The following is a 23,386-nucleotide window of genomic DNA, read 5'->3' on the forward strand; positions in this document are numbered from 1 at the left end:
ACGCAACCGCCCTGGAGTATCAATGAGCATTCGTCTAAAACTAATAACAGGAATGGGGGCAGCACTGTTTGCCAGCACTTTAGTGTTGGTTGCCCTCAATATCTTCCAGATGCGGGAGCTTCTGGATCGGTACCTTCTCAATTCAGCACTTCCGGCCAGCCTGGAGGCCATAGCAAGCTCTGTTGAGCGAGACCTCCAGGCTCCTATTACGGCCTCGCGCTTGGTTGCTGAGAATAGCTACCTCAAAGAGTGGATCAGCGACCGCGAGCCAGAGCACGATCTCGCTCCTGCAACCCGTTACCTGGAAGGCGTACGGCACAGTCAGGAAGCCGCCTCCGCCCATTTCGTGTCAGTGGAAACGGGTAAGTACTACACCCACAAAGGCATCGACAGGGTAGTGACCCGCCAGGCGGACCCCTGGTTCTACGATTTTCTGAAAAGCGGCGAGAAGATGGAGCTTTCGCTGGACGTGGACAAAGCGACGGGCAGGCCCACCCTGTTTATCAATGCGCGCATGGAGGATCGCGGCGAAGCGGTAGGGGTAACCGGGATCGGGATCGGACTTGATCAGATGGCTGAACGGATCAGGGCGTTCCGCTTTGCCGAAACCGGCATCGTGTACCTGGTGTCAGCAAAGGGCCAGGTCAACATTCATCCAGACCTGCAGCAAACGGACCAGTCCCTATCGAAGGTTATTTCTCCGACTTCCGCCGAAGAGCTGCTGGAAGGCTCGACATTCCAACTGACCGAGTTTGATCGTGATGGCAGTCGCTACATCGCCGCCAGCTTGCCTCTGTCGATAACGGACTGGCGCATCGTAGTAGAGGTTCCGTCTGCCGAGATCTATGGCGAGGCTAACCGTGCCAACCAGATCTCGTTACTCGTTGGCGTCCTCGTCGCCCTCTTTTTCCTGGGCATCATAGCCCTGGTCGCCACCCGTATGACGCAACCACTCACAAAAATTACTCGAGCACTGACCGAAATTGCCAAAGGTGGCGGTGATCTCACTCAGGAACTGACGGTCGAAAGCAAAGACGAGCTGGGCCAACTGGCGAACGGGTTTAACCGCTTTGTCGGGGCCCAACGAGAGATGGTTCGGGGTCTTTTAGAGACGGCGGTCCGGCTTAAGTCATTTGTCGAGCAAACCTCCACCGTCATGACCGCCAACACCAGTCGAGCCAAGGAGCAAAGTAGTCTGACCGACTCCGTTGCCACGGCGGTATGCGAAATGGAAGCCACGGTTCAGGAAATTGCCAAAAGCGCTACGGATACTGCAAACCAGTTGGAGCAGGTCGGCAAGAGCGCAAATGACATTCGTGAAGGCATGTCTCGTTCTATTGTTCAGGTCGGGGGAATGGCGGACAATATTCGTGAGTCGGCCTCGGCGATCCAGCAGTTGGCGGTGGAAGCGCAGGATATCGGGCAGGTGATTGAGGTGATCAATGCCATATCCGAACAGACCAACTTGCTGGCCTTGAATGCCGCAATAGAAGCGGCCCGGGCCGGCGAGCATGGCCGTGGGTTCTCCGTGGTCGCTGACGAGGTTCGCAGCCTGGCACAGAAGACGCAATCATCGACCCAGGAAATTCGAACCATCATCGAGCGTTTGCAGGAGGGTTCCGAGCAAGCCGTCAAGGCGATGACCGCAAGCGAGAAAGCGACCGAGGAGACCGTCAGCACCTCTGCAAGCATGGGCGAAGCTCTGGACAGCATAGGCGAGAACGTAGACCGGATTGTCGAGATGAGTCATCAGGTGGCTGCGGCAACCGAGGAACAAAGCTCAGTCACCGAGGAGATTAGCTCCAACGTTCAGAACATCTCTCATCTCAGCGCAGGTTCGAGCGAGGACATGGTTGCAGCCAGCCGTGAGATTGAAGAGTTACGTGCAATGGCAGAAAAGCTTGAAGCGCAAATGAAAGCTTTCCGGCTCGACCGCCAGGGCTAGTGAGGTCGGAATGCAGCTCATCCAACAATTATAAGGAGCAATCATGAAACACATACTCGCCTGCTTACTGTTTGTCTTATCGGCCCATGTGGCCGCGCAGACGTACGTAGTTGGGGTGGAGAAGGGAAACTTCATGCCCCATTACGGGGTTAACGACCAAGGCCAATATAACGGCTTCGCCCGTGAGTTACTGGACTTGTTCGCCCAATACGCCGGAGTGACATTCACCTATAAACCATTACCTGTCGATCAGTTAGTGCCAGCCCTGGCCGAAGGTAAGGTGGATTTCAAATATCCGGATCATCCCGACTGGGCCCATTCTGCTCAAACCGCTGATCGGATGAGCTATAGCCAACCCATTGTAGAGTATGTTGACGGCGCTCTGGTGACCCCGCGGCGCGTTGGCCAGGATCTGGATCATCTGAAACGGCTTGGCCTCGTCGAAGGCTGGACGGCCAGGGGGTACCAGGAAAAGATTGAAGCCTCACAGATACTCGTGGTGCCCAGCGACAACCTACCCGATATGATTCGCCAGGCGCTGCTGAAGAATAGCGATGGTGTTTACTATAACGTGGTGGTAGCCCTGCATTATATCAATAATATTCGGGCCAGACCGGGCGTCCTCGTATTCGATCCAACCCTCCCGCATACCCGAAGCGCCTATCGGCTTTCAACGATAAGGCATGCCGAGTTGCTGCAGCGTTTCGACAGTTTTCTCACGGAGCGCCAAGAGGAAATAGCCGCTCTTAAGGACAAGTATCAGGTAGAAGCCAATATTGGATCCGAATACTTCGGCATGGAGCAATGGAAAGTGGACTTTCTCAAGCGGCAAAAAGCGAAAGACGCTAGTACATCTTCAAAGTGATTTGGGGGGCAACAGGAAAAAAAGCGGATTCAACGCTAAGAAATCAACTCAGCAGGCACTCTTTGGCTTCATTGATCCGAGCAGCCAGATAGTTACTTCCGCCATGGTCCGGGTGCATTTTCTGCATCATCCGGCGGTGAGCCTGGATGATCTCTTCCCGGCTGGCACCGGGCTCCAGCCCAAGGATGTCCAGGGCTTCGCTTTCGGTCAGAGGACCGCCGGCGTTGCCACTATCGCCGGATTCCCCGCCGTCAGCGCTGGCCTCGTCGTCAGCACGCCAGGAGTCCCCGAACCGGCGGTCGAGGTAGGTTTCCAGCAGCCTGGCAGAGTCCTCGTCATGCGCCCGACAGTATCGTAACAGCTCGATAAATTCACCCTCGCCCAGATCCGCCAGCTCTCGCCCGGCCATGGGGCCTTTCAGGATCTTGCCGTTCATGGTTCCGGAGTCATGGTCCAGGCTCATATCAAGGATGTCGCTGGAAACATGGGTTTGGTTGCCCGGCTTGGCTTTTGCGTCGCCCCTTCCTGCCCCCGCCATGCGCCCCATCAATAGCGATGGCAACACCCGGCGTAGCAGCGGGAAAAGAAACGCCAACAACACAAACAGAAAGTGCAACCGGCCGGTCAGAGCCAGCACAACCACCATCCCGATACCGGCAATCAACGCGAGCTTGATAATGGCCGGTTTGCGTTGGCTGGGCGGCTGGTTGCGCAGCCAGACCCACGCGACAACCGACAATAAGATAACCAGCAGTGTTACTAGTGGCACTCAGATACCCCGGGCTCACCGGCCCATCGATGGATTGAAGATGAATTGAAACAAGCGCTATCGGATCTGCCGGGTCAGGCGCTTCACTTCCGGGGAGCTGCGGCTGGAAAAGTCCTGCAAAGCCTTGGCTCCCCCGGAAGCATAGACCGCAACAGCGGCCATAAGATCCTTGAGAACCTGCGGGCTGTTACGATCAAAGGGGGCATAGGCGCCTCCGGACAGCTTGCTCACCTGCTGGAACACCGCCCGGGCATGGGCATCGGCGCCCTCATGGAACATGAACACCGGGGTTCGCAGCATGCCCAGTTCTCCGGCGGTATGGCAGAGCTCGTCCACCGGCTCCTCGCAACAATCCCCGATAAACACCACCGCTTTGACGGCCTCTGCGCGGGTTTCTTTCACGGCGTGTGCCAATACCCGGCTGATCTGGGTGTGGCCACCCAGGCAGGAAACGCCGTTCATCAGGTTCAGCAGCTGACCGGTCTCGGTAACAAATCCCGTGGCCTTGAATTCGCCAAAACCACGGTAGTAGCAAAGCTGAATGGCCAGGCCGCCCAAATCCCGGGTCGCCATGAACAGCTCACTCTGCAATTGGCAAGCCTGATCCCAGGTTGCCTCCCGGCTCGCGGTGGCGTCCAGGGCGAAAATCAATCGGCCCTGCCCGCCCCCCTGCTTGGGCAGCGTGCGGACCTGGTGGATAAACTGGTCGATAGACTGTTTATCGGATTTGGTGCGTAGCTCTTTGTCGGACATAAGCTTCTCAAAACCACCTGGGCTGGCTCAACCATCCGCAGCCTTAAGCCAACTATAAACCCACATCGGAGGGATGTTCCGTAGTTCCAGCGTACAGGAGGCGGGCGACCCCATGATCGGGTCGGTAATCCAGGCCACATCCCGGCGGAACTGATAGGCAATGAACCGCCCATCCTCGGCCAAATTGTCCTTCACCGCCTGCGCCACCCGGGTACCAACGGCTTCCGGCATTTTCGAGAAGGGAATACCGGAGATGACCACATCCGGTTGCCCCATATCGTGCAACGCCAGAATCTCTGCCATATCCTCAGCCCTGCCCAAATGATTGGTAAAGCGCGGGTCTGCAATCTCACCAAGCAGCTCATGAAAGTAAGGACTTAATTCGATTGAGAGCAAACGCGCATCCTGAGCAAGGTGCCGCAGAAACGTTCGCGTGGTGCCGCCGGTGCCGGGCCCCAGCTCCACGACCCGCCTGGCGGCAGACAGGTTCGACGCCTCGACGATTCGCTGCTCCAGGAATCGCGAACTGGGGATCACCGATCCCACCTGACGCGGTTCCCGCAAGAATCCACGGAAGAAGGCCGCCGGGCTTGTTCTCCGGTTTGAACCGTACTTAGGGCCCCTACTTTCCTCTACCATAGCGTTCTCTCAACCTTGCCGCCTGGATTGTTAATCGATTATAGCAGTATGACCTGAACACAATACGGTCAAAAGCGGAAGTCTGGAAGAATGGGAAGCTATACTGGAAGCGATCCCCGACGCACGGGACACTGGGCAATGAGTCCGCCGAAACGGTATTGTTGGTAAACAAGCCTGAATACCTCTGATGACTGGGAGCAGCATGGTGTTCAAGGGGCGTTGTGCTCAAACCATAGGTCGTGCGACATCGTGTTTTTCCCCTCCGGTGGTTCTTCTGGTAGCCGCCCTGGCCCTGCCGTGCGCCGCTCAGGCCTCAAGTGACTTCTACCTGCTGTATCGCCAGTGGCAGCCCTACGACTGGCCGGAAGATGTGCCGTCGGCCACCGAGATGAGCCGTTCCCAGCGTGGACTGGGCTGGCGTCGCCAGGGCGCTGCGGGCGCGTTCGGCGTTGATTACGATTATCAGCCTCTGCGCATACGCACCGGTGAACCGGCGCACAACGGCCATTTGCACCGGCTGACCTTCGGGGGCCACTGGCAGCATCAGCTTTACCGCGTGGAAGCGCGGGCTGGCCTTGCCGGTACCTCCAATATGTTCAAGCATCAGACATTTCATAGTGATGTGGTGAATGGCCGTGTGGCGATGTTCCGGGCAGTAAGTGAGGGCTCGCCCCTGAGCCTGGGGGTCGGCGGCGATCATCGCTTCGGATCTTTCCGCTGGCTTCCCCGGGTGCGTTGGGAGCACGCGGGTGATAACGGCCACTGGCTGATGGATCTGCCTGTCATGCTGCGATGGCAAAGCCCCGGTGAACGCTGGGAGCTTCGACTGGAGCGCGAGGGGGATCGCTGGGCCACGCTTGATCCGGCTCGGGAGGTCGAAAGCGCGCTTTATCTGCGCGAGTGGAGAACGGAGCTGACGTACCGGATCCGCTCAGGTGAAAGGTTATGGCCAGCGGTGGTTCTGGGAATCGGCGCGAGTGTGGATACCCGCGTCCGGTATCGGGATCAGGACGCAGGTACCCTGGATCTACGTCTGGGCGATGCCCTTTTTGGGAGTGTAAGGCTCGGCTGGTAGACCTTACAGCTTTGCCAGTGCCTCCGACACCGGCGTGTCGCCGGACACCACATCAAAGACTCGATTAGTGGTCGTATCCGAATTCAGCACCGCCAGCAGTACGCGGGCAACATCCTGCCGTGGAATCTTGCCGAAATCCTCCAGCCTCGCACTCACCGCAACCGTGCCCGTACCGTCATCATCGGTCAGCTGACCCGGACGAACAATGGTGTAATTCAGGCCGCTATTCTTCAGGTGCTCATCGGCGTTGCGTTTGGCACGAAGGTAATGACGGAGTTTTTCCGGCCCCTTTTCCGGCTCCTCAGCCCGCATACTGCTCACCATGACAAAGCGCTTTATACCCATGGCCTTGGCGGTATCCACCAGCCGGATAGCACCGTCCTGATCCACATCGATGGTTTTATCCGGCCCGGTATGAGGACCTGAGCCAGCGGTAAAAATGACCGCGTCGCAGCCTCTCATGGCCTCGCTGCAGTCCTGTTCCAGATCGCCCAGCACGGTTTCCGTAGCGCCCAGCTGCTGCAATTCCGGCCCCTGACCCGGGTGCCGGACCAAGGCCCGTGCCTCATGATCGCTGTCTGCCATTTCCCGCAACAGGTGTTGGCCGATTTGCCCGTTGGCTCCTGCAATAAACACATGCATGGCGGATCTCCTGGTTAGCTGTTTGGCGTGAATATCCTTAATAGTTGAGTGCACTGCGCGCACAATTCAAGGCAGCGAATACCGGGACATCCATTAACCCGCCAGCGCGGCCCGCACCTTCTTGCTCAGATGGCCCATGTCGACCCGACCAAGCACCTGGGGACGCAGGTCGTTCATCACACGCCCCATGTCCTGCATGCCCTGAGCGCCAGTTGAACGGATTGCCATACGAATCAGGCCGTCCAGGTCATCCTCGGTAAGGGCGGCGGGCATAAATTCCTCGATAATCACCATTTCCGCCCGTTCCTTGTCGGCCAGCTCCTCGCGACCGGCATCGTCGTATTGACTGGCAGCATCGCGGCGTTGCTTGAGCATTTTATCCAACACCTTCAGAACGTCCTCGTCAGACAGTTCCCGGCGCTCATCAATCTCAATCTGTTTGACCGCGGCCTGGGCCATACGCAGGGTGACAAGTCGCGTCTTGTCCTTCTCCCGCATTGCGTTTTTCACTGCGGTGTTCAGTTGGTCCTTGAGTGTTCCTTCCGCCATTGCCGGCCTCCTGTTCTGTGGGTTAAGGAAACTTTCCCAAATAGTGACTCAAAGCACGATCGTAGTGAACCAAAAAGCCATTTGCAGCCTACACTACTAACCTGCTCATTCTTTTGATGCGAACGGAGTTTCTGCATGATTACAGTTCACCACCTCAACAATTCCCGCTCACAACGCGTTCTCTGGATGCTGGAAGAGTTGGGAGTGCCCTACGAGATCCAGCGTTACGAGCGTGATCCCAAAACCATGTTGGCGCCGGCAAGCCTCAAAAAAATACACCCGCTGGGTAAATCACCGGTGATCACCGACGGCGATCTGGTGGTGGCGGAGTCCGGCGCCATTATCGAATACCTGGCCCACACCTATGGCAAAGACAGCATGCTGCCAGAGGCCGGCGGCCAGGCGTGGCTGGATTACACCTACTGGTTGCATTACGCCGAAGGCTCTTTGATGCCGCCGCTGGTTATGCGCCTGGTATTTCAAAAGGTAAAAACCAGCCCGATGCCGTTTTTTATCAAGCCCGTGGCAAAAGGCATTGTGGACAAAACCAATGAAACGTTCATCGGTCCGATGATCAAAACGCACCTGGACTTTGTCGAATCCCACCTGGCGAAAAACACCTGGTTTCTCGGGGATAACCTCAGCGCGGCGGATATTCAGATGAGCTTTCCGTTGGAAGCCTCCGTGGCGCGGGGCATCGTCGGCAAGAACCGGCCCCATATCAACGCCTGGGTGGAACGAGTGCACGCCAGACCGGCTTACCAGAAGGCGCTTGAAAAGGGCGGAAAATATGATTTTGCCTGAGTAGACTGTCAGCGAACAACAAAGGACAGAGCTCTGTGACACCTAACCGCTGGGCGCCATCCCTGCGCCCCCAAAAGCTACCTTTCCGGCGTCGCCTGACCCGCGCCTCCGTCGCTTTAATCTATCGGCGGACAAAAGATGGCGGAGTTGAGCTGCTGTTTATTCAGCGGGCCCGTCGGGAAGGCGATCCCTGGTCCGGGGACATGGCCTTTCCCGGGGGGCGAATGCAACCGAATGACGCCACACCCCGAGCAGCCGCCGAACGGGAAACCCTAGAAGAAACCGGTGTCGACCTGATGCGTCACGGCCGTTTCCAAGCCCGGCTGTCTGACCTGATTACCCGCCATCACAGCCGCTGGCGACCGATGGTCGTCACGCCCTATGTTTACGAGTGGCAGGGAACGCAGCCCGTCACGCTGAACCATGAAGTCGAGCGAGTGGTGTGGGTTCCCCTCGATTACCTCTCAGCCAAGGAAAACCAGAGCAGACTGCCCTGGCGCACGCCTCTCGGCACCTTGAAATTCCCCTGTTGCCGATATCAGGATTACTGCATATGGGGGCTGAGTTATAGCATGTTGCAGGAGCTGTTGGCGTTGGACCTTGATCGCGGCTTGATTGCCATCACCAGATAAGCTGAATAGCTCTGGGGAACCTGTCAAATAATTTCGGTTCGAGCTATGGTCATTAAATAGCCAAAAAAGCTATCAGCTTCCAGGAAGGAGATGACCATGAACCTAAGACCTGATCCAACGTTCCACCCGACCGCAAAATTGGCCATGGAAGCCCCGGCAGAAACGCTTGCCTTCACACTGTTGTTGAGTCCGGATGGCTCTCAGCCGGATGGTTTGGCGGTAATCGACGTCGACCCCACTTCAAAAACCTACACTCACATTGTCCATAGCCTTTTCATGCCCAACAAAGGCGACGAGTTTCACCACTTTGGCTGGAACGCTTGCTCTTCGGCGCTGTCACCGCTCAGCGGTCATGCGTTCCTTGAACGGCGCTACCTGATTATTCCCAGCATCCGTTCCAGTCGCATTTACGTAATCGACGTGAAAGAGCCGCGGAAGCCCAAAATTCACAAAATCATCGAGCCCGAAGAGCTGTTCGCCAAAACGGGCTATTCGCGCCCCCACACGGTTCATTGCGGCCCTGAAGGGATCTATATTTCGGCGTTAGGCGGCGGTGGCGTGGACGGGACTGATGGCCCTCCGGGCATTTTCATCATGGATTGTGAGACCTTCGATATCCTTGGCCGTTATGAAATGGACAGGGGCATTCAGGACAAGCACTATGATTTCTGGTGGAACCTGCCGCGTGACTACATGGTTAGTTCCGAGTGGGGGCTACCGCCGCAGTTCGAGAACGGCCTGGTAGCAGAAGACCTGCTTAGCAACAAATACGGACACAGTATCCATTTCTGGGATCTGCGCGCCCGCCAAAATATCCAGACCATCGACCTAGGTGCCAACCACCAGATGGCGCTGGAAATCCGGCCTGCACACGATCCCGCCAAGCAACATGGCTTTTGCGGCGTCGTGGTCGATACAACCAACCTGCAAGGCGCAGTATTTACCTGGAGGCGAACTGCGGATGGAACATTCGAGGCCAAGAAAACCATTGTAATCGATCCCGTTCCCGCTGATCCCGCCGATCTTCCAGAGATGCTAAAGGGCTTTTCGGCAGTACCTCCTCTGATTACCGATATCGACTTGAGCCTGGACGACAGGTTCCTTTACGTCTCCTGCTGGGGCCTGGGGGAAATGCATCAATATGATGTATCCGACCCGATGAATCCGACACTTGTTGGCAAAGTCGAAATCGGAGGCATTGTTGCCAAACATAAGCACCCCAACGGCCGAGACTTTGGCTATGGCCCGCAGATGGTCGAAATCAGCCGCGATGGCAAACGCGTCTATTGGACCAACTCGCTTTATTCCACCTGGGACGATCAATTCTATCCTGGTGATCGAGGGGCGGCGATGGTTTGCGCTGACGTTGGAGAAAATGGCGGGTTGACCCTGAACAAAAATTTCTGGGTTGACTTCCCCAAAGGCTATCGAAGTCATCAGATCCGGCTGGAAGGGGGCGATTGCTCGACCGATAGCTTCTGCTATCCGAACGTTTGAGCTTTGAGTGAGCCAACAACGATGACGGCCCTTTGGTGGGCAGTCATCGCTTCAGGACTCTATCATGGGGTGAACCCAGGCATGGGATGGCCCCTGGTGGTATCTGCCGCACTAATGGAACGCCGATCTTCTGCAATGCCTGCGGCACTGGTTGCTTTGGCCAGCGGACATTTTCTGGCAATGCTGGCGATCCTTTTGCCGTTCTCGGTGATGACAGCCCTCGTGATGTGGGAACGGGAATTGCGCATTGGTGCGGGGCTGTTGGTTTTATCGGTGGGCCTGATCATACTGATCTACCGCCGCCACCCCCGCTTTCTCGCACGGGTGCCGCCAAGCAGACTTGCACTGTGGTCTTTCCTGGCAGCCATGGCGCATGGGGCGGGACTTATGCTGGTGCCAATCTATCTGGGGATGGGTAGTGATCCAACCATGAATAACGCTGGCCACGGGGCGGCGGGCGCGTTAATCGCCAACAATCTTAGATTTGCGTTGCTGGTCGCAATCGTACATACCGCTGCTATGAGCCTTGCGGGCAGCGTGCTTGCTGTCGTGACGTATGTTTGGCTCGGGCTGAGATTTCTATCGCGCAGCTGGTTTAATTTGGACGTGCTCTGGGCATTAAGCCTTATCCTTGTCGGATGCATTGGTGCTGGCACTGCATTGATTCAAACCTGATAAAACACAGAACCACACGGCCGACGAGGGGGAAGTCACCCTCGCCTTATTTTCATTATGCTTCGTAGACGTCGCGCAATGTCAGCATACTGAAATCCGGAACCACACCCAGCCCGGGGCGATCACTCGGCGTCATTCGGCCGCCGGACACTTCGGGGGCACCGGTGGCAAGCTGAGTGGTGTTGTAGTTGTGAAGATCCGTTGTATTCAGCAAAGCCCTGGCCGGTGTACTCGCCGCCAGATGGGCATAGGCTGCCGTGGCTATGCCGCTGCCCCACGCATCTTCGATGGTCATGGGTATTCCGGCATCCACGCACACATCCCTTATGATTCGGGAAGGTGTCAGGCCACCGAACTTGCTGACCTTCAGGGCCATCGCATCCATGGCATCGTCGCGGAGCGCCCGTTGTACATCTGCCAGGGAGTTGAGGCTCTCATCCAGCTTGACTGGATGCCTTATCCGACGCCGGACCGACAGGCATTCCTCATAGCCCCGGCAGGGCTGCTCCAGATAAAGGTCCACCCCGCCGATCGCCTGTGAAAAGCGTACGGCCTGATCCCGCCGCCAGGCTCCGTTTATGTCTCCAACCCAGAGCTCATCGGGCTGTTTGAGCTTGCTCAGAACCCGGATGCGGTCGATGTCCTCCTCAACCCGATGTCCCAGTTTGATCTGAATGTGCCGGAACCCTTCAGAACGATAGCGTTGCAAAGACGCTTCCATCTCTTCCAGCTCCCCCAGAGGAATAATCCTGTGCAAAGGCATGGAAGGCACCTGGAGTCCGCCCAGTAAAGTGTAGACGGGCAGCCCGGCCGTTTTTCCCAATATGTCCCAGCAGGCAATATCAATGGCAGCCTTGGCCACAGCGTGTCCGGTCAGCGCCTGATCCATACGCTCATGGATGAAAGAGGTCTGGCGTGGATCTTCTCCGATGACAACGGGCGCCAGCAATGACAAACACGAGGGGAGCCCCTCGGCGAAAGCGGCCATGTAGTTGGGACCGCAGGGACAAACCTCGCCATAGCCAGCAACGCCCATATCCGTGGTCAGCACGACCACGGTACTGGTAAACCTTTTATGTGAACGCCCGCCCGCGAAGGCATACGCCTTGCCGGCGTATTCCAGGTCTGCGGTATACACCTCCACACTCGTGATACGCATGATAAGCCTCCCGGTCCAGGCCGACGTGGCCTCTTATCATCATAGCCGGGGCCTGGATCTTGGCGCGGTGTATTCGCCATTACCAGATAAGAGGCTGCAAAGACTTCGACAAATCAAAGTCCAACTGTTGCTGCCAGTTCACGACCTCTGGCGTAACAAGCAGCCAAGCCTCGACCTACCCAGTTTCCAGTCAGCAAATCCGCTTGCCCGTCTTGATGACCTTCTTGGCTAACGATTTGCTCTCACCAGACCGGCAGGCCACGAAAAAGTGGCCATCAACATCGAGTTGCTTCGCCACCCGGGCCTGCAACTTCTCATAGGACGAGAAGAAGCCCTTGGCCTTGAAAGCCACAACGTAAACGGGGTCGTCAGGAAAGTGGTTAACCTGCTTTTGCGCCAGCCAAACCTTACCAACGTTGGACTGGCGCTTGAGGTTAGCCACTAACTGCTCCAGTAACTCCGTCGCAATCTCGGGTTGAACCAGCGTATCGTCGCGCCCAATAGCCTGGCGCTCCTGATCCGCTGCGATAAAAATCGCCTGCTGGTCCAGTGCGGCCTGCCACCAGGCATCGGCGTCAGCCTGTCTGCCCTGATCTATCAGGAACTGGTAGCCGAGGTGTGCGCAGTCACCCAGCAGGTTAGGACTGGTACGGGCCCGCGCCAAGGGGGCAAGGCCCGCCTCATCGCCCTGGTCCAACAGAATGCAGCCGAGATAATAGGCAGCCCCCAGCGCATCGGGCTTACGTTCCAGGTAGGCGCGGAACAATGGTAACGCCTTCCCGTCCGAAACAAACTCCCGCGACCAACAGGCGTAATCCCACAAATCGTCGTCAGACATCTCGGAGGGGCTTTTGCTCTCAAACTTTTCCAGCTGTTCCCGGGCGTTGGTGACGTATTCAAAGCGCTCCCGCCAGGCATCACTATTGTGCGCCAGCCATTGCTGATCAAAGTCCGCCATAACCTTGCGACCAGCTTCTCCCAGCCAGGCATCGGCGGCATTAACTTCGGGAGTCGTCACGCCCGGCGGCACTCCTCCCAGATTCCGGAGACGGTCCTGCAGGCTCGGGTGGGTATTGGCGTAATGAGTCTCCTCCTTTAGTTCCGCCGCAATGCGCTCTTTCATTTCCTCCCGGCTCAACGGGCTCTGGTCGAGAAAACTTGCCAGCCCGGCGAACGGAGCAAAGGGAGGCTCCGCAACTTCATCTGCGTGCTTGAAGTAGCTTTGCCAATAATGGTCTTCAATGTAGGGTGCCGTTGCATAGACATTCACAAGCGCACGCGCGGCAGTTTCAGGCGATGTGAGCTCAGCAGATATGCCGTCAGCCTCGTATTCGTTGCTGCGGGCAAGGGCAAAGGAATAGGCCTCGAACTTCGGCGAATACCAGTCGAAGAACTTACGCAACAGCGATGCCCCCCAGGATTCAGCCCCTTCATAGGCCGACATCACCTGCATCCAGGTCAGCCTTACCCTGTAAATCCAGCCGTGGAATCGACTGTGATTTCCGGAAAGGTGCCCGAATTCATGGGCAAGAACCGACCGCATTTCTTCGGGAGACAGCGTCAGCATCAGGGGATAACCAATAACGAGGTAGTTCCGGTGCCAGCCAAATATCCCCAGCCGCGGATGCTGAACCACGGCCGCATTCAGTCGCCTATCAAGAATAACGCGATGAATCTTCAGTGACTTGAGCCTTGTGCTCAGCTGGTCAATTTCATCAAATAGCCGTGGAAATTCTTTCCTTTTAAGCTCATACCCATCCGGGGGCTCAAATCGCACCCACAGCGCCCGCAACAGAACCCAGATGGCCAATAGCAGGACAAAAATGAGTTTCTTCTTGAGCAAAAATAAGATCAGGGCCGTACTGAAAAACGCCGCCGCCAATAGTCCCCCCACAAGGCCGAGAAGCGTGAGCAACGCTCCGAAGATCACGACGTACCCCAACACCGCAAACAACGCCAGTTTGACCAGATAACGGCGGGGGTTGGTAGCGGTATCCTGCTCAGCCTTGCGTACTAACTGAATGAACTCTTCCTCTGAGATACTGCTCATACCACTTCCTTGGCGTCGTTCCATGCAGTGAGTAATCCTTTCTGATTCAATGCACTTCTCCCTTCAGAACCTTATACCAAAACTTTTCCCACAACGCCGAGCAGAAAACCCGCCAGCGCACCCAGTGACGGCGCCCAATGCCTCTTGAGCTTTGCCTGCGGCGCAATATCCTGAAAGATGATGTACAGAACGCCCCCCGCCGCAAACAGCATAATACCGGACACAACCTGTGGGGCATCCGACAGCAGAAAGTACCCGACAGCACCCGCAGCCGGCCCTAACAGCGCCATAAGGGCAAATCCTCCAACGATTTGCCGGTTGCGGTAATGGGTCGCTCTCTTCAACTCGCGATAGGAATTGAACCCCTCCGGAACGTTCTGAAGGGCAATGATGCCTGCCAGCAGAACCCCACCCTCACTGGAGACCGAAAACGTTGCGCCCAACGCCAGGGCCTCGGGCACAAAATCGGAAAGCATCGCCACCAGTTGGCTTGCCGGGGTATCGTTTGCCGATAACCACATATCCAAACCCATGAACGTGATTCCGCCAGCGGCAAAGCACGCAACAATCGCGGGCAAAGGCAGATTGCTGGTGCCCTCAGGCACTAGAACCAACGCGACGGCTGCCAGCAACGCGCCTCCGCCGAAAGCGATCACACTGTGACGAACCTCCGTTTCCAGCCAGCGCGGGTGAATCCTCTCAACAGAGGCAATCGCCGCCCCCAGGGGCATTGCCAGCCCCGCCATGAGCGTCAGCAGAACAATCTGCAGCAGGCCGTTCGTTTCCAGCATCGGAACCATGCACAATACCTACCTTATTCTCTATTTCCGTCAGTTAAACAACGCTTCCATACTCAAACCCCGCCGGGCAAACTGAGACCCTGGCAACACCAGCAACCGATTGAGTTTTGGAATAATGCGGTTAAATGCATCAGAAGAGCAACTCCATGCCCTATCAGTTTGAAGACCTCAAAAAAAACTGCCCAACCGAATGGCGTGACTACATCGAGCACAGCTTTGTTCGGCAGCTGGGCGATGCCTCACTGACCCCGGAGGCGTTCCAGCATTACCTGAAACAGGACTACCTGTTCCTGATCCAGTTTGCCCGCGCCTTTGCACTGGCCGCCTACAAAAGCCCGACCCTGTCGGACCTTCGGCAAGCCAAAGACGGGTTGCAGGCCATCCTGGATACCGAGCTGGACCTGCACATCCGTTACTGCAACGAGTGGGGGATTTCAGAGAACGAACTGGCCAACCTGCCAGAAGCCCGCGCCACCCTCGCCTACACACGCTATGTGCTCGATACCGGCAACCGCGGCGACCTGCTGGACCTGCATGTCGCCCTGTCCCCCTGCATGGTGGGCTATGGCGAGATTGCCAACTGGCTGAACCAACGAGCGGACACCATTCGGGGCGAAGCCAACCCCTACGATGCCTGGATCGCCATGTATGAAAGCGACGAGTTCCAGGACGCCATGCAGGCGGAGATTCACTGGCTGGATGAACGACTGGCCGACGTGTCCCCCGCCCGGTTCGAACAACTGACCCGAATCTTCCGGGACGCAACCCGTCTGGAAATCGATTTCTGGGACATGGGGTTGAACCTGAGCGACTAATGCGCCTGACGGGGGATTAACCCTTCCAGTTGCCCCACATCGCGCCCGTGCCCGTGCCCGTGCCCGTGCCCGTGCCCGACACGAGGATGCCGAGGGCGTTCTCTGGATCAAATGATGAGCCGAATATGGCAATTATTCGGCTCAGGGATCGTTTTATTTCTTACTTCAACCGTTGTCGGGAATCTCCGGTTCAACGAGCCTGGCAAGCTGCTCAAGTGACTCCTGCCACCCCAGGTAGCACATTTCCACAGGAATAAGCGCGGGAATCCCTTCCTGAACAATACGAATATCCGTTCCACAGGACACCGACTCGAGATCAATGGAAACCATCATTTCACCGGCCAGATTTTCGTCATCGAAACGGTCCGTGTGCCGGATACGCTGGTTCGGCACCAGCTCAACGTATTCGACCATGAAGGAATGATGGTTGCCGGTACCGAAGTTTGTGAACGACATCCGGTAGCCACCGCCAACGCGGGCATCCACCGCATCGTGGACCTTACCCGTAAATCCGTAGGGAGGAAGCCAGCGCTCCAGAGCGCTTTGATCCGTAAACGCCTTATAAACCCGCTCGGCCGGGGCTCTCAGTACCCGGTGTAAGCGAACCGTGCCTGTTTCGTTGGACATGCCAATCTCCTTGTCATCCTGTTAGTCAGTCAACTGACAGTAGCAAATGAACCCGGCTTCCGCCGGGAAGCTCCGGAACACGTTTGTTCCTATCCGGGTAGTCGGATGAGGCTTCCCGAAATCGACACTGAAAAATCTATCGCAACTCACCGTTGTTGACACTATCCGGGCAGTCTCGCAATGACTTTGATTTCGAAATCAAAGCCCGCCAACCATGTTACGCCGACCGCCGTCCAGTTCGGGTAGGGTTTCTCCGGAAACGCCCGCGCCTTGGCTTCCATCACAGTAGGGAACTGGGCTTCGGGGTCGGTATGGAAGCTCGTCATGTCAATGATATCGTCGAAGCTTGCACCCGCCGCTTCCAGGACACTCCGCAGGTTATCGAAGGCGAGCTGCACCTGAGCGGCGAAGTCCGGCTCGGGTGAGCCGTCTTCACGGCTGCCGACCTGGCCCGACACAAACAGAAAGTCGCCCGAGCGGACGGCGGCGGAATAGGCATTCTGTTCATAAAGATCCTGGCGGCCCGGGGGGAAAACTACGTCACGCTTAGCCATGTGTACCTCCATCAGCAGGTCGAAGTTGACCTTTTGTTTACGATGGAGTCACTTTAGATCCGCATTGATGGCAGATAAACCGTGAATCCTGATCAACACTGTTCGTATAATCCAAACAATCATTTGATAGTTGGACCACAAATGGACCGTTTCAACGCGATGCAGGCATTTGCTCGGGTGGTGGAAACCGGCAGCTTCACCAAGGCAGCCGAGACGCTTCACATGAGCAAGACCAGCGTGACGCAACTCGTGCAGCAATTAGAGGCGCGGCTGCGTGTCAAGTTGCTCAACCGAACCACACGCAAGGTTAACGTAACGGCTGACGGTGCAGCCTACTACGAGCGCGTCATAAAGCTTCTGGCCGATATGGATGATGCCGAAACCAGCTTGTCCAGCGTCTCGGTGTTGCCCCGTGGCCGCCTGAGAGTGGATGTGCCCAGCCCTTTGGCTCGAATGATCCTGATACCAGCATTGCCCGCGTTTCATGCCCAGTATCCCGATATTCAACTCGACATGGGCGTGAGTGATCGCATGGTGGATCTGATTGATGAAAGCGTGGACTGTGTGGTGCGCGGCGGGGAGATTACCGATTTATCGTTGGTGGCACGTCGCGTAGGCGACCTGAGCCTTGGCGTTTACGCAGCCCCGAGCTATCTGGAAAGTGCAGGTTTACCTTCACATCCGCAAGAACTATCAGCTCCCCCTCACTACATTGTAGGCTTCAGATGGGCACGTGCCGGCCTGGGCTCTTCCTACGCCATGCACCGTAACGGAGAGACGGTCAAAGTACAGGGGCGCTATAAGATCGCGGTCGACGACGGTAATGCCTGTCTTGCGGCGGGCCTGGCTGGTCTCGGAGTACTTTGGATTCCTGATTACATGGCCAGGGAGCACGTATCTCGCGGCGAACTGGTTCGCTTGTTTGATGATTGGCACCTAGACCCGATGCCGATGTACGTAGCCTTTCCACCGAATCGGCACGTAAGCGCCAAGCTGCGCGTGTTCATTGATTGGATCGCCGATTTGATGGCGCTGAATGCGCCTATGGTTGTCAGCCGGAGAAAGTAATGTTTCGCTCGTTCGACATGAGAGGATCTCAGCAGTCTGGACAGCCTGGTGCTGATCACAACGGATGTGCCCCGCAAGATGACTTATGAGGAGTAGGCACCTATGACACGGCCAAAACGCATCTACCTTGCCGGCCCCGAAGTCTTCTTTCCGACCGGGGAACACCAGGCCATCGTCGCCGAGAAAAAACGCCTGCTGCGGGAGGTCGGGTTTGAAGGCGTAGACCCGTTGGACACCGAGCTGGCGTTTTCAGAGGACGAAGCAAAACCCGATCGCGGCCACCGCATCTACCAGGCCAACCGCGAACTGATGGACAGCTGCGATGCCATCATCGCCAACCTGACACCGTTCCGCGGCATCAGCGCGGACCCGGGCACCGTGTTCGAAGTCGGCTACATGATCGGCCAGGGCAAGCCCGCCTTCGGATTCACCCTGGACAGCCGGCGCTATCGGGAACGGGCAGGCTCCACCGATCTGGATGAACTGGGCCACACGATTGAGGACTTTGAGCTGAGTGACAACCTGATGATTGAGGGTGGAATCCGCGATTCCGGTGGTCAGCTATTCGTGGCAGAGCTGCCAGGCGAACACCGGTTTTTCTCGGCGGAGCTGTTCCGCCGCTGTGTGCAGGCGCTCGCCCATGACTGAACCAACCCCACTGCAAACTTTGCTCGACACCCTCCCCCAATGCGGCCGGGTGGAATGGATTGGCATCCGCCCTGCCCGTGGCGAGGCCATGAAAGCGCTCGATAGCGTGACGGTCACCCCCGGCAAGGGCCTGGAAGGTGATCGATTCGAGGGCCGCGAAACTAGTAAACGGCAGGTGACCCTGATCCAGAAAGAGCACCTGCATGCCATTGCCTCCTGCCTGGGGTGGGAAGCCATTGGACCCGAGGTATTCCGGCGCAACATTGTGGTCTCGGGCCTGAACCTGCTGGCCCTGAAAGGCAAACGGTTCCGGATCGGCAGTGTGGTGCTGGAATACACGGGCCTGTGCCACCCCTGCAGTAAAATGGAGACCGCACTCGGGCCGGGCGGTTACAACGCCATGCGCGGGCATGGGGGGATTACTACGCGAGTGGTTGAAGGAGGTGAGGTGGCCCTTGGTGACAACGTACAGGCCTGTCTATAGGGCAGAAAGTTTGACTACCCAGCAAGTCAACGACGAAGCGGCTCAACAAGTTCCGAAGCGGCTATACTGCACTATTTTTCTGACGCGAGCGACGTAAATGGACGTTTACTTCCTGATTTTGCCCAACATTCATCTGATGGATTTATCAGGCCCGGCCCAAGCACTGGCAGACTGCAACGAGCTACAGGGAGAACAATTTCGCTGCCACTACATCAGCCACCAACAAACGGTCTCTAGCTGGCAAGGTTTGGCCCTTTCCACAATGTCGGCACTTCCGGAGGTAGTCCAACCGGGAAGTCTAATTTTTATTCCGGGCATGAAACTTAGCGCTGGAAAAATAGATCCAGGGCTGAATCAAGAAGTTCTTGATTGGCTGCAAGAAATGGATAGGCAGAACGCACGGCTGATTGGCGTTTGTACCGGATCTTTCATGCTCGGTGCAGCCGGGCTATTAGATGGCCGAAAATGCACAACGCATCATCGGCAGCTAAGGCGGCTGGCCGAAGAATTCCCGAATGCTGAGGTCCTTCAGGAGCGTATGTTTGTCGAGGATCAGGGTTTATATACCTCGGCAGGTGTCAGTGCCGGCATCGATCTAACCCTGCACCTCATCACCGAAATCGTCGGCCCTGATGCTGGCGTTGCTGTTGCCAGAGAAATGGTCGTGTGTAGCCGACGAATGGGGGATGATCCTCAGATTGCACCGCAATTTCTTTATCGCGATCACGTCCACCCGACGATTCACGAGGCGCAGGATATTATTGCCAGCAAACATAATCGGCCGTTAACTGCGAAGTCAGTCGCGCGCCAACTCAATATTTCAGCCCGCCACTTCCAGCGGTTGTTTCGTCAAGCAACGGGCGTGACATTCAAGCAGTACGTGAACGAGCAGCGAATTCAGAAGGCCGATCAGTTACTAAAATCCACGAATCACTCGATCGAATGGGTGGCAGAGCTCGCTGGTTTTCAAAGCACCAAGACTTTTAGAGACGCATGGGGCAGAAAGTTTGACTACCCACCCAGTCAACGACGCACGTCCAGTCGTCATGACAATCAAGACGAGGTGGCCCCGTGACCTCACAAGACGCTTCATGCTGAATCCCTCTCTTGCAGGTAGGTTTTCGAAAATGCACTGTCCAGGTCAGCGATAATGTCGTCTGGAAACTCCAGGCCGATCGATAGGCGTATTAAGCCTGGCGTAATACCTGCCTCTAGCTTCTCAGCATGGCTATACCGGCAATGAGTTGTAGACCACGGATGCGTAATCATTGTTTTCGCATCGCCAATATTAGTACAGCGTGAAACCTTCGAAAGGTGATTGATAAATTGCCATGCAGCTCTTTGCCCTCCTTTTACTTCTGCGCTGAGCAACCCCCCATGACCGGTCTGTTGCCGATTCACGAGCGCCTTATCGACGCGATCGGGCAAACCTGTGTAATGGACTTGATTGACTTCAGGATGTTCCTGCAAATATCGCGCTACATGCAATGCGTTGGTTTCATGCATCAGCATTCGAGCATGTAACGTCTCAAGACTTTTTGAAAGTAGCCATCCATCAAACGCACCCAAACTCATACCGCCACTGCGAAGCGCAGTTTTTATCGGCGCAATTAATTTGCTGCTTCCAGCGACTGCACCACCAACGCAACGGCCTTGACCATCAATGAATTTCCCTGCCGACTGAATAACGAGATCAGCGCCCAGCGTTAAAGGCTTTTGATAAATCGGCGAGAGTATCGTGTTGTCGATAACCAATAATATGCCGGCACTCGTCGCAATCTCGGACAGCGCCATGATGTCCGCGACTTCCATGGTCGGATTGCCCGGAGTCTCTAATATCATCATCCGTGTGGAAGGACGGATAGCCTCGCGCCATGCGGCGGTTGCCGTTAATGGGAGCGGTTGGCAGGTGATGCCGAACTGCGAGAAGTAGTGCCTAAACAAGTGGGCGGTTGAACCAAAAATCCCATTTCCCATTAAGACGTGGTCACCTTGTTTCAGGTAAGCCATTGCAAGCGCAAGGTACGCCCCCATGCCCGAACTGGTTGCTACGGCTTCCTCTGCTTTTTCCATTATGGCCAGCCGACGTTCGAAATTCGTCACCGATGGGTTGGTAAACCGTGAATATACGTTGCCCGGAGCGCGATTGTTAAAGCGATCACTCGCCTCCTCTGCAGACTCGAAGTCGTACGCAGATGTTATATAGAGTGGTTCAGAGTGAGCATCTTGCCCGTAGGCGAGCGACCGGTGTAAAGCTTCTGTGGTCTCATGGGAATGGGTCATAGTAAATCCTGTCCATTTTTCGGATGAAATATCATCACTGATTTTCAGTTACGGCCCGTTCAGCAATGCGGTTAGGTTCCGGCTCTACAGCAAGATTGCTCTGGCTTGTCTTGATACCCTTGAGAGACAGTGCTGCAAACACTGACAGGAGGCACACAGTCGTTACAGCTAGCGTCGTCAGCGTGTAATCACCCGTTACATCTCGAGCAAAACCTCCAAGCCAAGCGGTTAGGAAGACGGCTACTTGGTGAACACTGAATAGCAATCCAAACATTTTTCCTTTTATCTTTGGACCATAACAATTCAAGCAAATCATGGAGGTCAGGATGACTGTTCCCATGTACGTCAGCCCGAACAGTACGGCAAAGAGGATGAAGAGAGCCGGGGAATGTGTAACAGAGAGCATTCCCAGGGATAAGGCGCGCGCACCGTAGAGAATCGCGAGCAACCGGGAAACATTGAGTTTGCCGGCGATATAACCGACGACTACCGCACCTACCAGCTCGAATAGACCCAAAACACTGAGCATCAGCGCAACCGTGGATGTTCCTCCCCCACCCAGCGAAAGCGTTCGTTCCTGGACGAGTGGCACCAGATGGATATCAATGAACGCCATTGAAGAACCACATCCAGCGAAACTCATGGCGAGTAGCAAAAACAAAGGTTTCCTCAGGTGTGCGCTGACCTTATCGGAATTTTTATTCTGCTCAATTGCGCTTGTGTCACCGGGGACCGGGAAGACTCGGCTTACGAGAAGAACAGGTATGGTTATGAGCAATGCGAAAGCGATGGCGAGGTAGTTTGAAAGACTGTTCCAAGTCATCCAGTTATTCAACCATACCCATAATGGAGAAAGGACAATGAATCCTATTGCCACACCATTGCTAACGGCTGCAAAGATCAATCCCTTGTGACGCCGGGTGAAAACCCTATCAATCAGTATCCCCACAGGGACAAAACTTAATGCCGCTAATGCATATGCGGCAAGAACGCCGTATGCAAAGAGGAATACTCCGTACTCGCTGGCATTGCCGAGAAGGAAGAACGCTAGTGAGGCTACCGCACCCCCTGAGAGCAAACACAAGTACGGGCCATATCGGTCACACACCGCACCTGCAATTGGAGAAAAAAGTCCAAGGCTCAGCCCAAACAGAGCCCCGGACAAGGCAAAAGCACCTCTGCCAACGCCAAAAAAATCGGCCAAATCGCGAAAGTATATTTGGTATGTTCCTTTAATAGAGGAGCTTAGAAACATAACGATGAAGCCAATCAGTGCGACACCCCACATTACGCCAGCAGTGTTCACCTTGCTTGATTCAGGCATACGAGGGTTCCTCTGTCTCGATCGTGTCGTAGATGCCTTGATACATGCCGTAGAAAAGGTTGCAGGTGTGGTTCACGGACTCCAGAGCTTCTTGCTGCATTTTTTCGGTTGTACATAGATCCGCCACGAGATCGAGCCCTTGCTGCACATGCCCAACATCCTCCTTCTGGTGGACAGAGAAAAACAGCATGTCCGACTCTTTCAGCCCAAACACTCGACCGAGGATTGTGTGTCTCGCTTCCTCGCCCAGGGTCTCAAGATTCTGGCCTTCACTGGCGATCAACACCGCTGCTGCGCCAATGTGGTACCGGTCAGTATTGGTACAAGCTTCCATTCTGAAATCTATTAGCTCTTGAGTAGCGGGAAGGGCAACCGCAGCGTCCCGTTCCTGATTACTGATACCTAATGCTTTAATGAAATCCTGCATTAGCTCAACGTGGTTTTTTGTCCTCGACAACCTGCCCGTCTCCTCTTCGAACATGTTAAAAAGAAGTCGCCGCTTGTGTTTTTCCATCGGACAATAGAAGAAAAGATGTTCAATGTAGGTCAAGAAGTGTTTTGTAAGCTGATAGCCCTGGAGAGAAACCCTTTTTAGGAGCTCTTTATCTGCGCTATTCTCATCCAACAATAGAGAAAATAAAGGATGGCTAAGGGTGAGCTTTTGATGTAGCTTTTCTTCAAGTTCATTTCGAAATTCATCTCGGGTTTTCAGCATATTAGATTCCTCAC

The 23,386-nt window shown here is 55.7% G+C and carries 25 protein-coding genes; 12 read left to right on the forward strand and 13 right to left on the reverse strand.

Going from position 1 to position 23,386, the window contains the following annotated elements:
- The first annotated feature begins 22 nt into the window (after positions 1–22).
- Both ACJO5Y_RS10970 and ACJO5Y_RS10975 read left to right on the forward strand, forming a co-directional pair.
- Entirely contained in the window at positions 23–1,945 is a 1,923-nt protein-coding gene (locus tag ACJO5Y_RS10970; protein ID WP_406987170.1) for a methyl-accepting chemotaxis protein, read from the forward strand.
- Between the two features lie 43 nt (positions 1,946–1,988).
- Positions 1,989–2,810 carry a transporter substrate-binding domain-containing protein gene (locus ACJO5Y_RS10975; RefSeq protein WP_406987172.1) on the forward strand — a complete coding sequence of 274 codons (822 nt, stop codon included), beginning with the start codon at positions 1,989–1,991 and terminating at the stop codon, positions 2,808–2,810.
- A gap of 43 nt (positions 2,811–2,853) precedes the next feature.
- Here the strand turns inward: ACJO5Y_RS10975 and ACJO5Y_RS10980 are convergent, their stop codons facing one another.
- From ACJO5Y_RS10980 to ACJO5Y_RS10990, 3 genes are read right to left on the reverse strand one after another with little or no spacing between them, the layout of a single operon-like run.
- The gene (locus ACJO5Y_RS10980; RefSeq protein WP_406987173.1) at positions 2,854–3,579 is read right to left on the reverse strand and encodes a DnaJ domain-containing protein; all 726 of its coding nucleotides are present in this window, start codon (positions 3,577–3,579) and stop codon (positions 2,854–2,856) included.
- 57 nt (positions 3,580–3,636) lie between these two features.
- On the reverse strand, positions 3,637–4,332 hold the full coding sequence (locus tag ACJO5Y_RS10985; RefSeq protein WP_406987175.1) for a VWA domain-containing protein: 696 nt from the start codon (positions 4,330–4,332) through the stop codon (positions 3,637–3,639).
- A 27-nt stretch (positions 4,333–4,359) separates the two neighbouring features.
- Positions 4,360–4,869 (reverse strand): class I SAM-dependent methyltransferase, encoded by a 510-nt coding sequence (locus tag ACJO5Y_RS10990; RefSeq protein ID WP_406987176.1) that lies wholly within the window; start codon positions 4,867–4,869, stop codon positions 4,360–4,362.
- A gap of 289 nt (positions 4,870–5,158) precedes the next feature.
- Between ACJO5Y_RS10990 and ACJO5Y_RS10995 the strand changes: the two genes are divergently transcribed.
- The gene (locus ACJO5Y_RS10995) at positions 5,159–6,046 is read left to right on the forward strand and encodes a hypothetical protein (protein WP_406987178.1); all 888 of its coding nucleotides are present in this window, start codon (positions 5,159–5,161) and stop codon (positions 6,044–6,046) included.
- Between the two features lie 3 nt (positions 6,047–6,049).
- On the opposite strand, the gene ACJO5Y_RS11000 is transcribed toward ACJO5Y_RS10995, so the two are convergent.
- A complete protein-coding gene (locus tag ACJO5Y_RS11000; protein WP_406987179.1) occupies positions 6,050–6,688 on the reverse strand; it encodes an SDR family oxidoreductase in 639 nt (212 codons plus the stop codon).
- 93 nt (positions 6,689–6,781) lie between these two features.
- Positions 6,782–7,237, reverse strand: coding sequence for a GatB/YqeY domain-containing protein (locus tag ACJO5Y_RS11005; RefSeq protein WP_406987180.1), 456 nt, complete (start codon positions 7,235–7,237; stop codon positions 6,782–6,784).
- A 135-nt stretch (positions 7,238–7,372) separates the two neighbouring features.
- On the opposite strand from ACJO5Y_RS11005, the gene ACJO5Y_RS11010 reads away from it, so the two are divergent.
- The 4 genes from ACJO5Y_RS11010 (at position 7,373) to ACJO5Y_RS11025 (ending at position 10,845) form a co-directional block, all read left to right on the forward strand.
- Positions 7,373–8,041, forward strand: a complete 669-nt coding sequence (locus ACJO5Y_RS11010) for a glutathione S-transferase family protein (RefSeq protein ID WP_406987181.1) — start codon at positions 7,373–7,375, stop codon at positions 8,039–8,041.
- Positions 8,042–8,076: 35 nt separating this feature from the next.
- Complete coding sequence (locus ACJO5Y_RS11015) at positions 8,077–8,673, forward strand: NUDIX hydrolase (protein ID WP_406987182.1); 597 nt, start codon at positions 8,077–8,079, stop codon at positions 8,671–8,673.
- Between the two features lie 96 nt (positions 8,674–8,769).
- Complete coding sequence (locus ACJO5Y_RS11020) at positions 8,770–10,170, forward strand: selenium-binding protein SBP56-related protein (protein ID WP_406987183.1); 1,401 nt, start codon at positions 8,770–8,772, stop codon at positions 10,168–10,170.
- Positions 10,171–10,251: 81 nt separating this feature from the next.
- Positions 10,252–10,845: a hypothetical protein gene (locus ACJO5Y_RS11025; protein WP_406987184.1), complete on the forward strand. Its 594-nt coding sequence runs from the start codon at positions 10,252–10,254 to the stop codon at positions 10,843–10,845.
- A gap of 55 nt (positions 10,846–10,900) precedes the next feature.
- Here ACJO5Y_RS11025 and ACJO5Y_RS11030 read toward each other — a convergent pair whose 3' ends face one another.
- The 3 genes from ACJO5Y_RS11030 to ACJO5Y_RS11040 all read right to left on the reverse strand — a co-directional run bounded on the left by ACJO5Y_RS11030 (position 10,901) and on the right by ACJO5Y_RS11040 (position 14,854).
- Positions 10,901–12,004 carry a mandelate racemase/muconate lactonizing enzyme family protein gene (locus ACJO5Y_RS11030; RefSeq protein WP_406987185.1) on the reverse strand — a complete coding sequence of 368 codons (1,104 nt, stop codon included), beginning with the start codon at positions 12,002–12,004 and terminating at the stop codon, positions 10,901–10,903.
- A 190-nt stretch (positions 12,005–12,194) separates the two neighbouring features.
- Positions 12,195–14,054 (reverse strand): M48 family metallopeptidase, encoded by a 1,860-nt coding sequence (locus ACJO5Y_RS11035; RefSeq protein WP_406987186.1) that lies wholly within the window; start codon positions 14,052–14,054, stop codon positions 12,195–12,197.
- A 71-nt stretch (positions 14,055–14,125) separates the two neighbouring features.
- A complete protein-coding gene (locus tag ACJO5Y_RS11040) occupies positions 14,126–14,854 on the reverse strand; it encodes a ZIP family metal transporter (protein WP_406987187.1) in 729 nt (242 codons plus the stop codon).
- A gap of 146 nt (positions 14,855–15,000) precedes the next feature.
- On the opposite strand from ACJO5Y_RS11040, the gene tenA reads away from it, so the two are divergent.
- The gene (tenA, locus tag ACJO5Y_RS11045; protein WP_406987321.1) at positions 15,001–15,669 is read left to right on the forward strand and encodes a thiaminase II; all 669 of its coding nucleotides are present in this window, start codon (positions 15,001–15,003) and stop codon (positions 15,667–15,669) included.
- A 165-nt stretch (positions 15,670–15,834) separates the two neighbouring features.
- Here the strand turns inward: tenA and ACJO5Y_RS11050 are convergent, their stop codons facing one another.
- Together ACJO5Y_RS11050 and ACJO5Y_RS11055 are read right to left on the reverse strand one after the other, a co-directional pair.
- Entirely contained in the window at positions 15,835–16,296 is a 462-nt protein-coding gene (locus ACJO5Y_RS11050) for an SRPBCC family protein (protein WP_406987188.1), read from the reverse strand.
- Positions 16,297–16,457: 161 nt separating this feature from the next.
- Positions 16,458–16,850 carry a RidA family protein gene (locus ACJO5Y_RS11055; RefSeq protein WP_406987189.1) on the reverse strand — a complete coding sequence of 131 codons (393 nt, stop codon included), beginning with the start codon at positions 16,848–16,850 and terminating at the stop codon, positions 16,458–16,460.
- Positions 16,851–16,991: 141 nt separating this feature from the next.
- Between ACJO5Y_RS11055 and ACJO5Y_RS11060 the strand changes: the two genes are divergently transcribed.
- The 4 genes from ACJO5Y_RS11060 (at position 16,992) to ACJO5Y_RS11075 (ending at position 20,125) form a co-directional block, all read left to right on the forward strand.
- Entirely contained in the window at positions 16,992–17,918 is a 927-nt protein-coding gene (locus ACJO5Y_RS11060; protein ID WP_406987191.1) for a LysR family transcriptional regulator, read from the forward strand.
- 102 nt (positions 17,919–18,020) lie between these two features.
- Positions 18,021–18,566, forward strand: coding sequence for a nucleoside 2-deoxyribosyltransferase (locus ACJO5Y_RS11065; RefSeq protein WP_406987192.1), 546 nt, complete (start codon positions 18,021–18,023; stop codon positions 18,564–18,566).
- On the forward strand, positions 18,559–19,050 hold the full coding sequence (locus ACJO5Y_RS11070; RefSeq protein ID WP_406987193.1) for an MOSC domain-containing protein: 492 nt from the start codon (positions 18,559–18,561) through the stop codon (positions 19,048–19,050). The genes ACJO5Y_RS11065 and ACJO5Y_RS11070 overlap by 8 nt, the downstream gene beginning before the upstream one ends.
- A 97-nt stretch (positions 19,051–19,147) precedes the next feature.
- Positions 19,148–20,125: a GlxA family transcriptional regulator gene (locus ACJO5Y_RS11075; protein ID WP_406987194.1), complete on the forward strand. Its 978-nt coding sequence runs from the start codon at positions 19,148–19,150 to the stop codon at positions 20,123–20,125.
- Between the two features lie 14 nt (positions 20,126–20,139).
- Here ACJO5Y_RS11075 and ACJO5Y_RS11080 read toward each other — a convergent pair whose 3' ends face one another.
- Genes ACJO5Y_RS11080 through ACJO5Y_RS11090 form a run of 3 tightly spaced genes read right to left on the reverse strand, consistent with a single transcriptional unit; the run spans position 20,140 to position 23,372 of the window.
- Positions 20,140–21,333, reverse strand: a complete 1,194-nt coding sequence (locus ACJO5Y_RS11080; RefSeq protein WP_406987196.1) for an aminotransferase class I/II-fold pyridoxal phosphate-dependent enzyme — start codon at positions 21,331–21,333, stop codon at positions 20,140–20,142.
- 34 nt (positions 21,334–21,367) lie between these two features.
- Positions 21,368–22,657 (reverse strand): MFS transporter, encoded by a 1,290-nt coding sequence (locus ACJO5Y_RS11085; RefSeq protein WP_406987197.1) that lies wholly within the window; start codon positions 22,655–22,657, stop codon positions 21,368–21,370.
- Positions 22,650–23,372 (reverse strand): iron-containing redox enzyme family protein, encoded by a 723-nt coding sequence (locus ACJO5Y_RS11090; protein WP_406987199.1) that lies wholly within the window; start codon positions 23,370–23,372, stop codon positions 22,650–22,652. The genes ACJO5Y_RS11085 and ACJO5Y_RS11090 overlap by 8 nt, the downstream gene beginning before the upstream one ends.
- Positions 23,373–23,386 lie beyond the last annotated feature (14 nt).

Origin of the sequence: Marinobacter alkalisoli (assembly GCF_045449855.1) — a bacterium.
Classification (GTDB): Bacteria; Pseudomonadota; Gammaproteobacteria; order Pseudomonadales; family Oleiphilaceae; genus Marinobacter.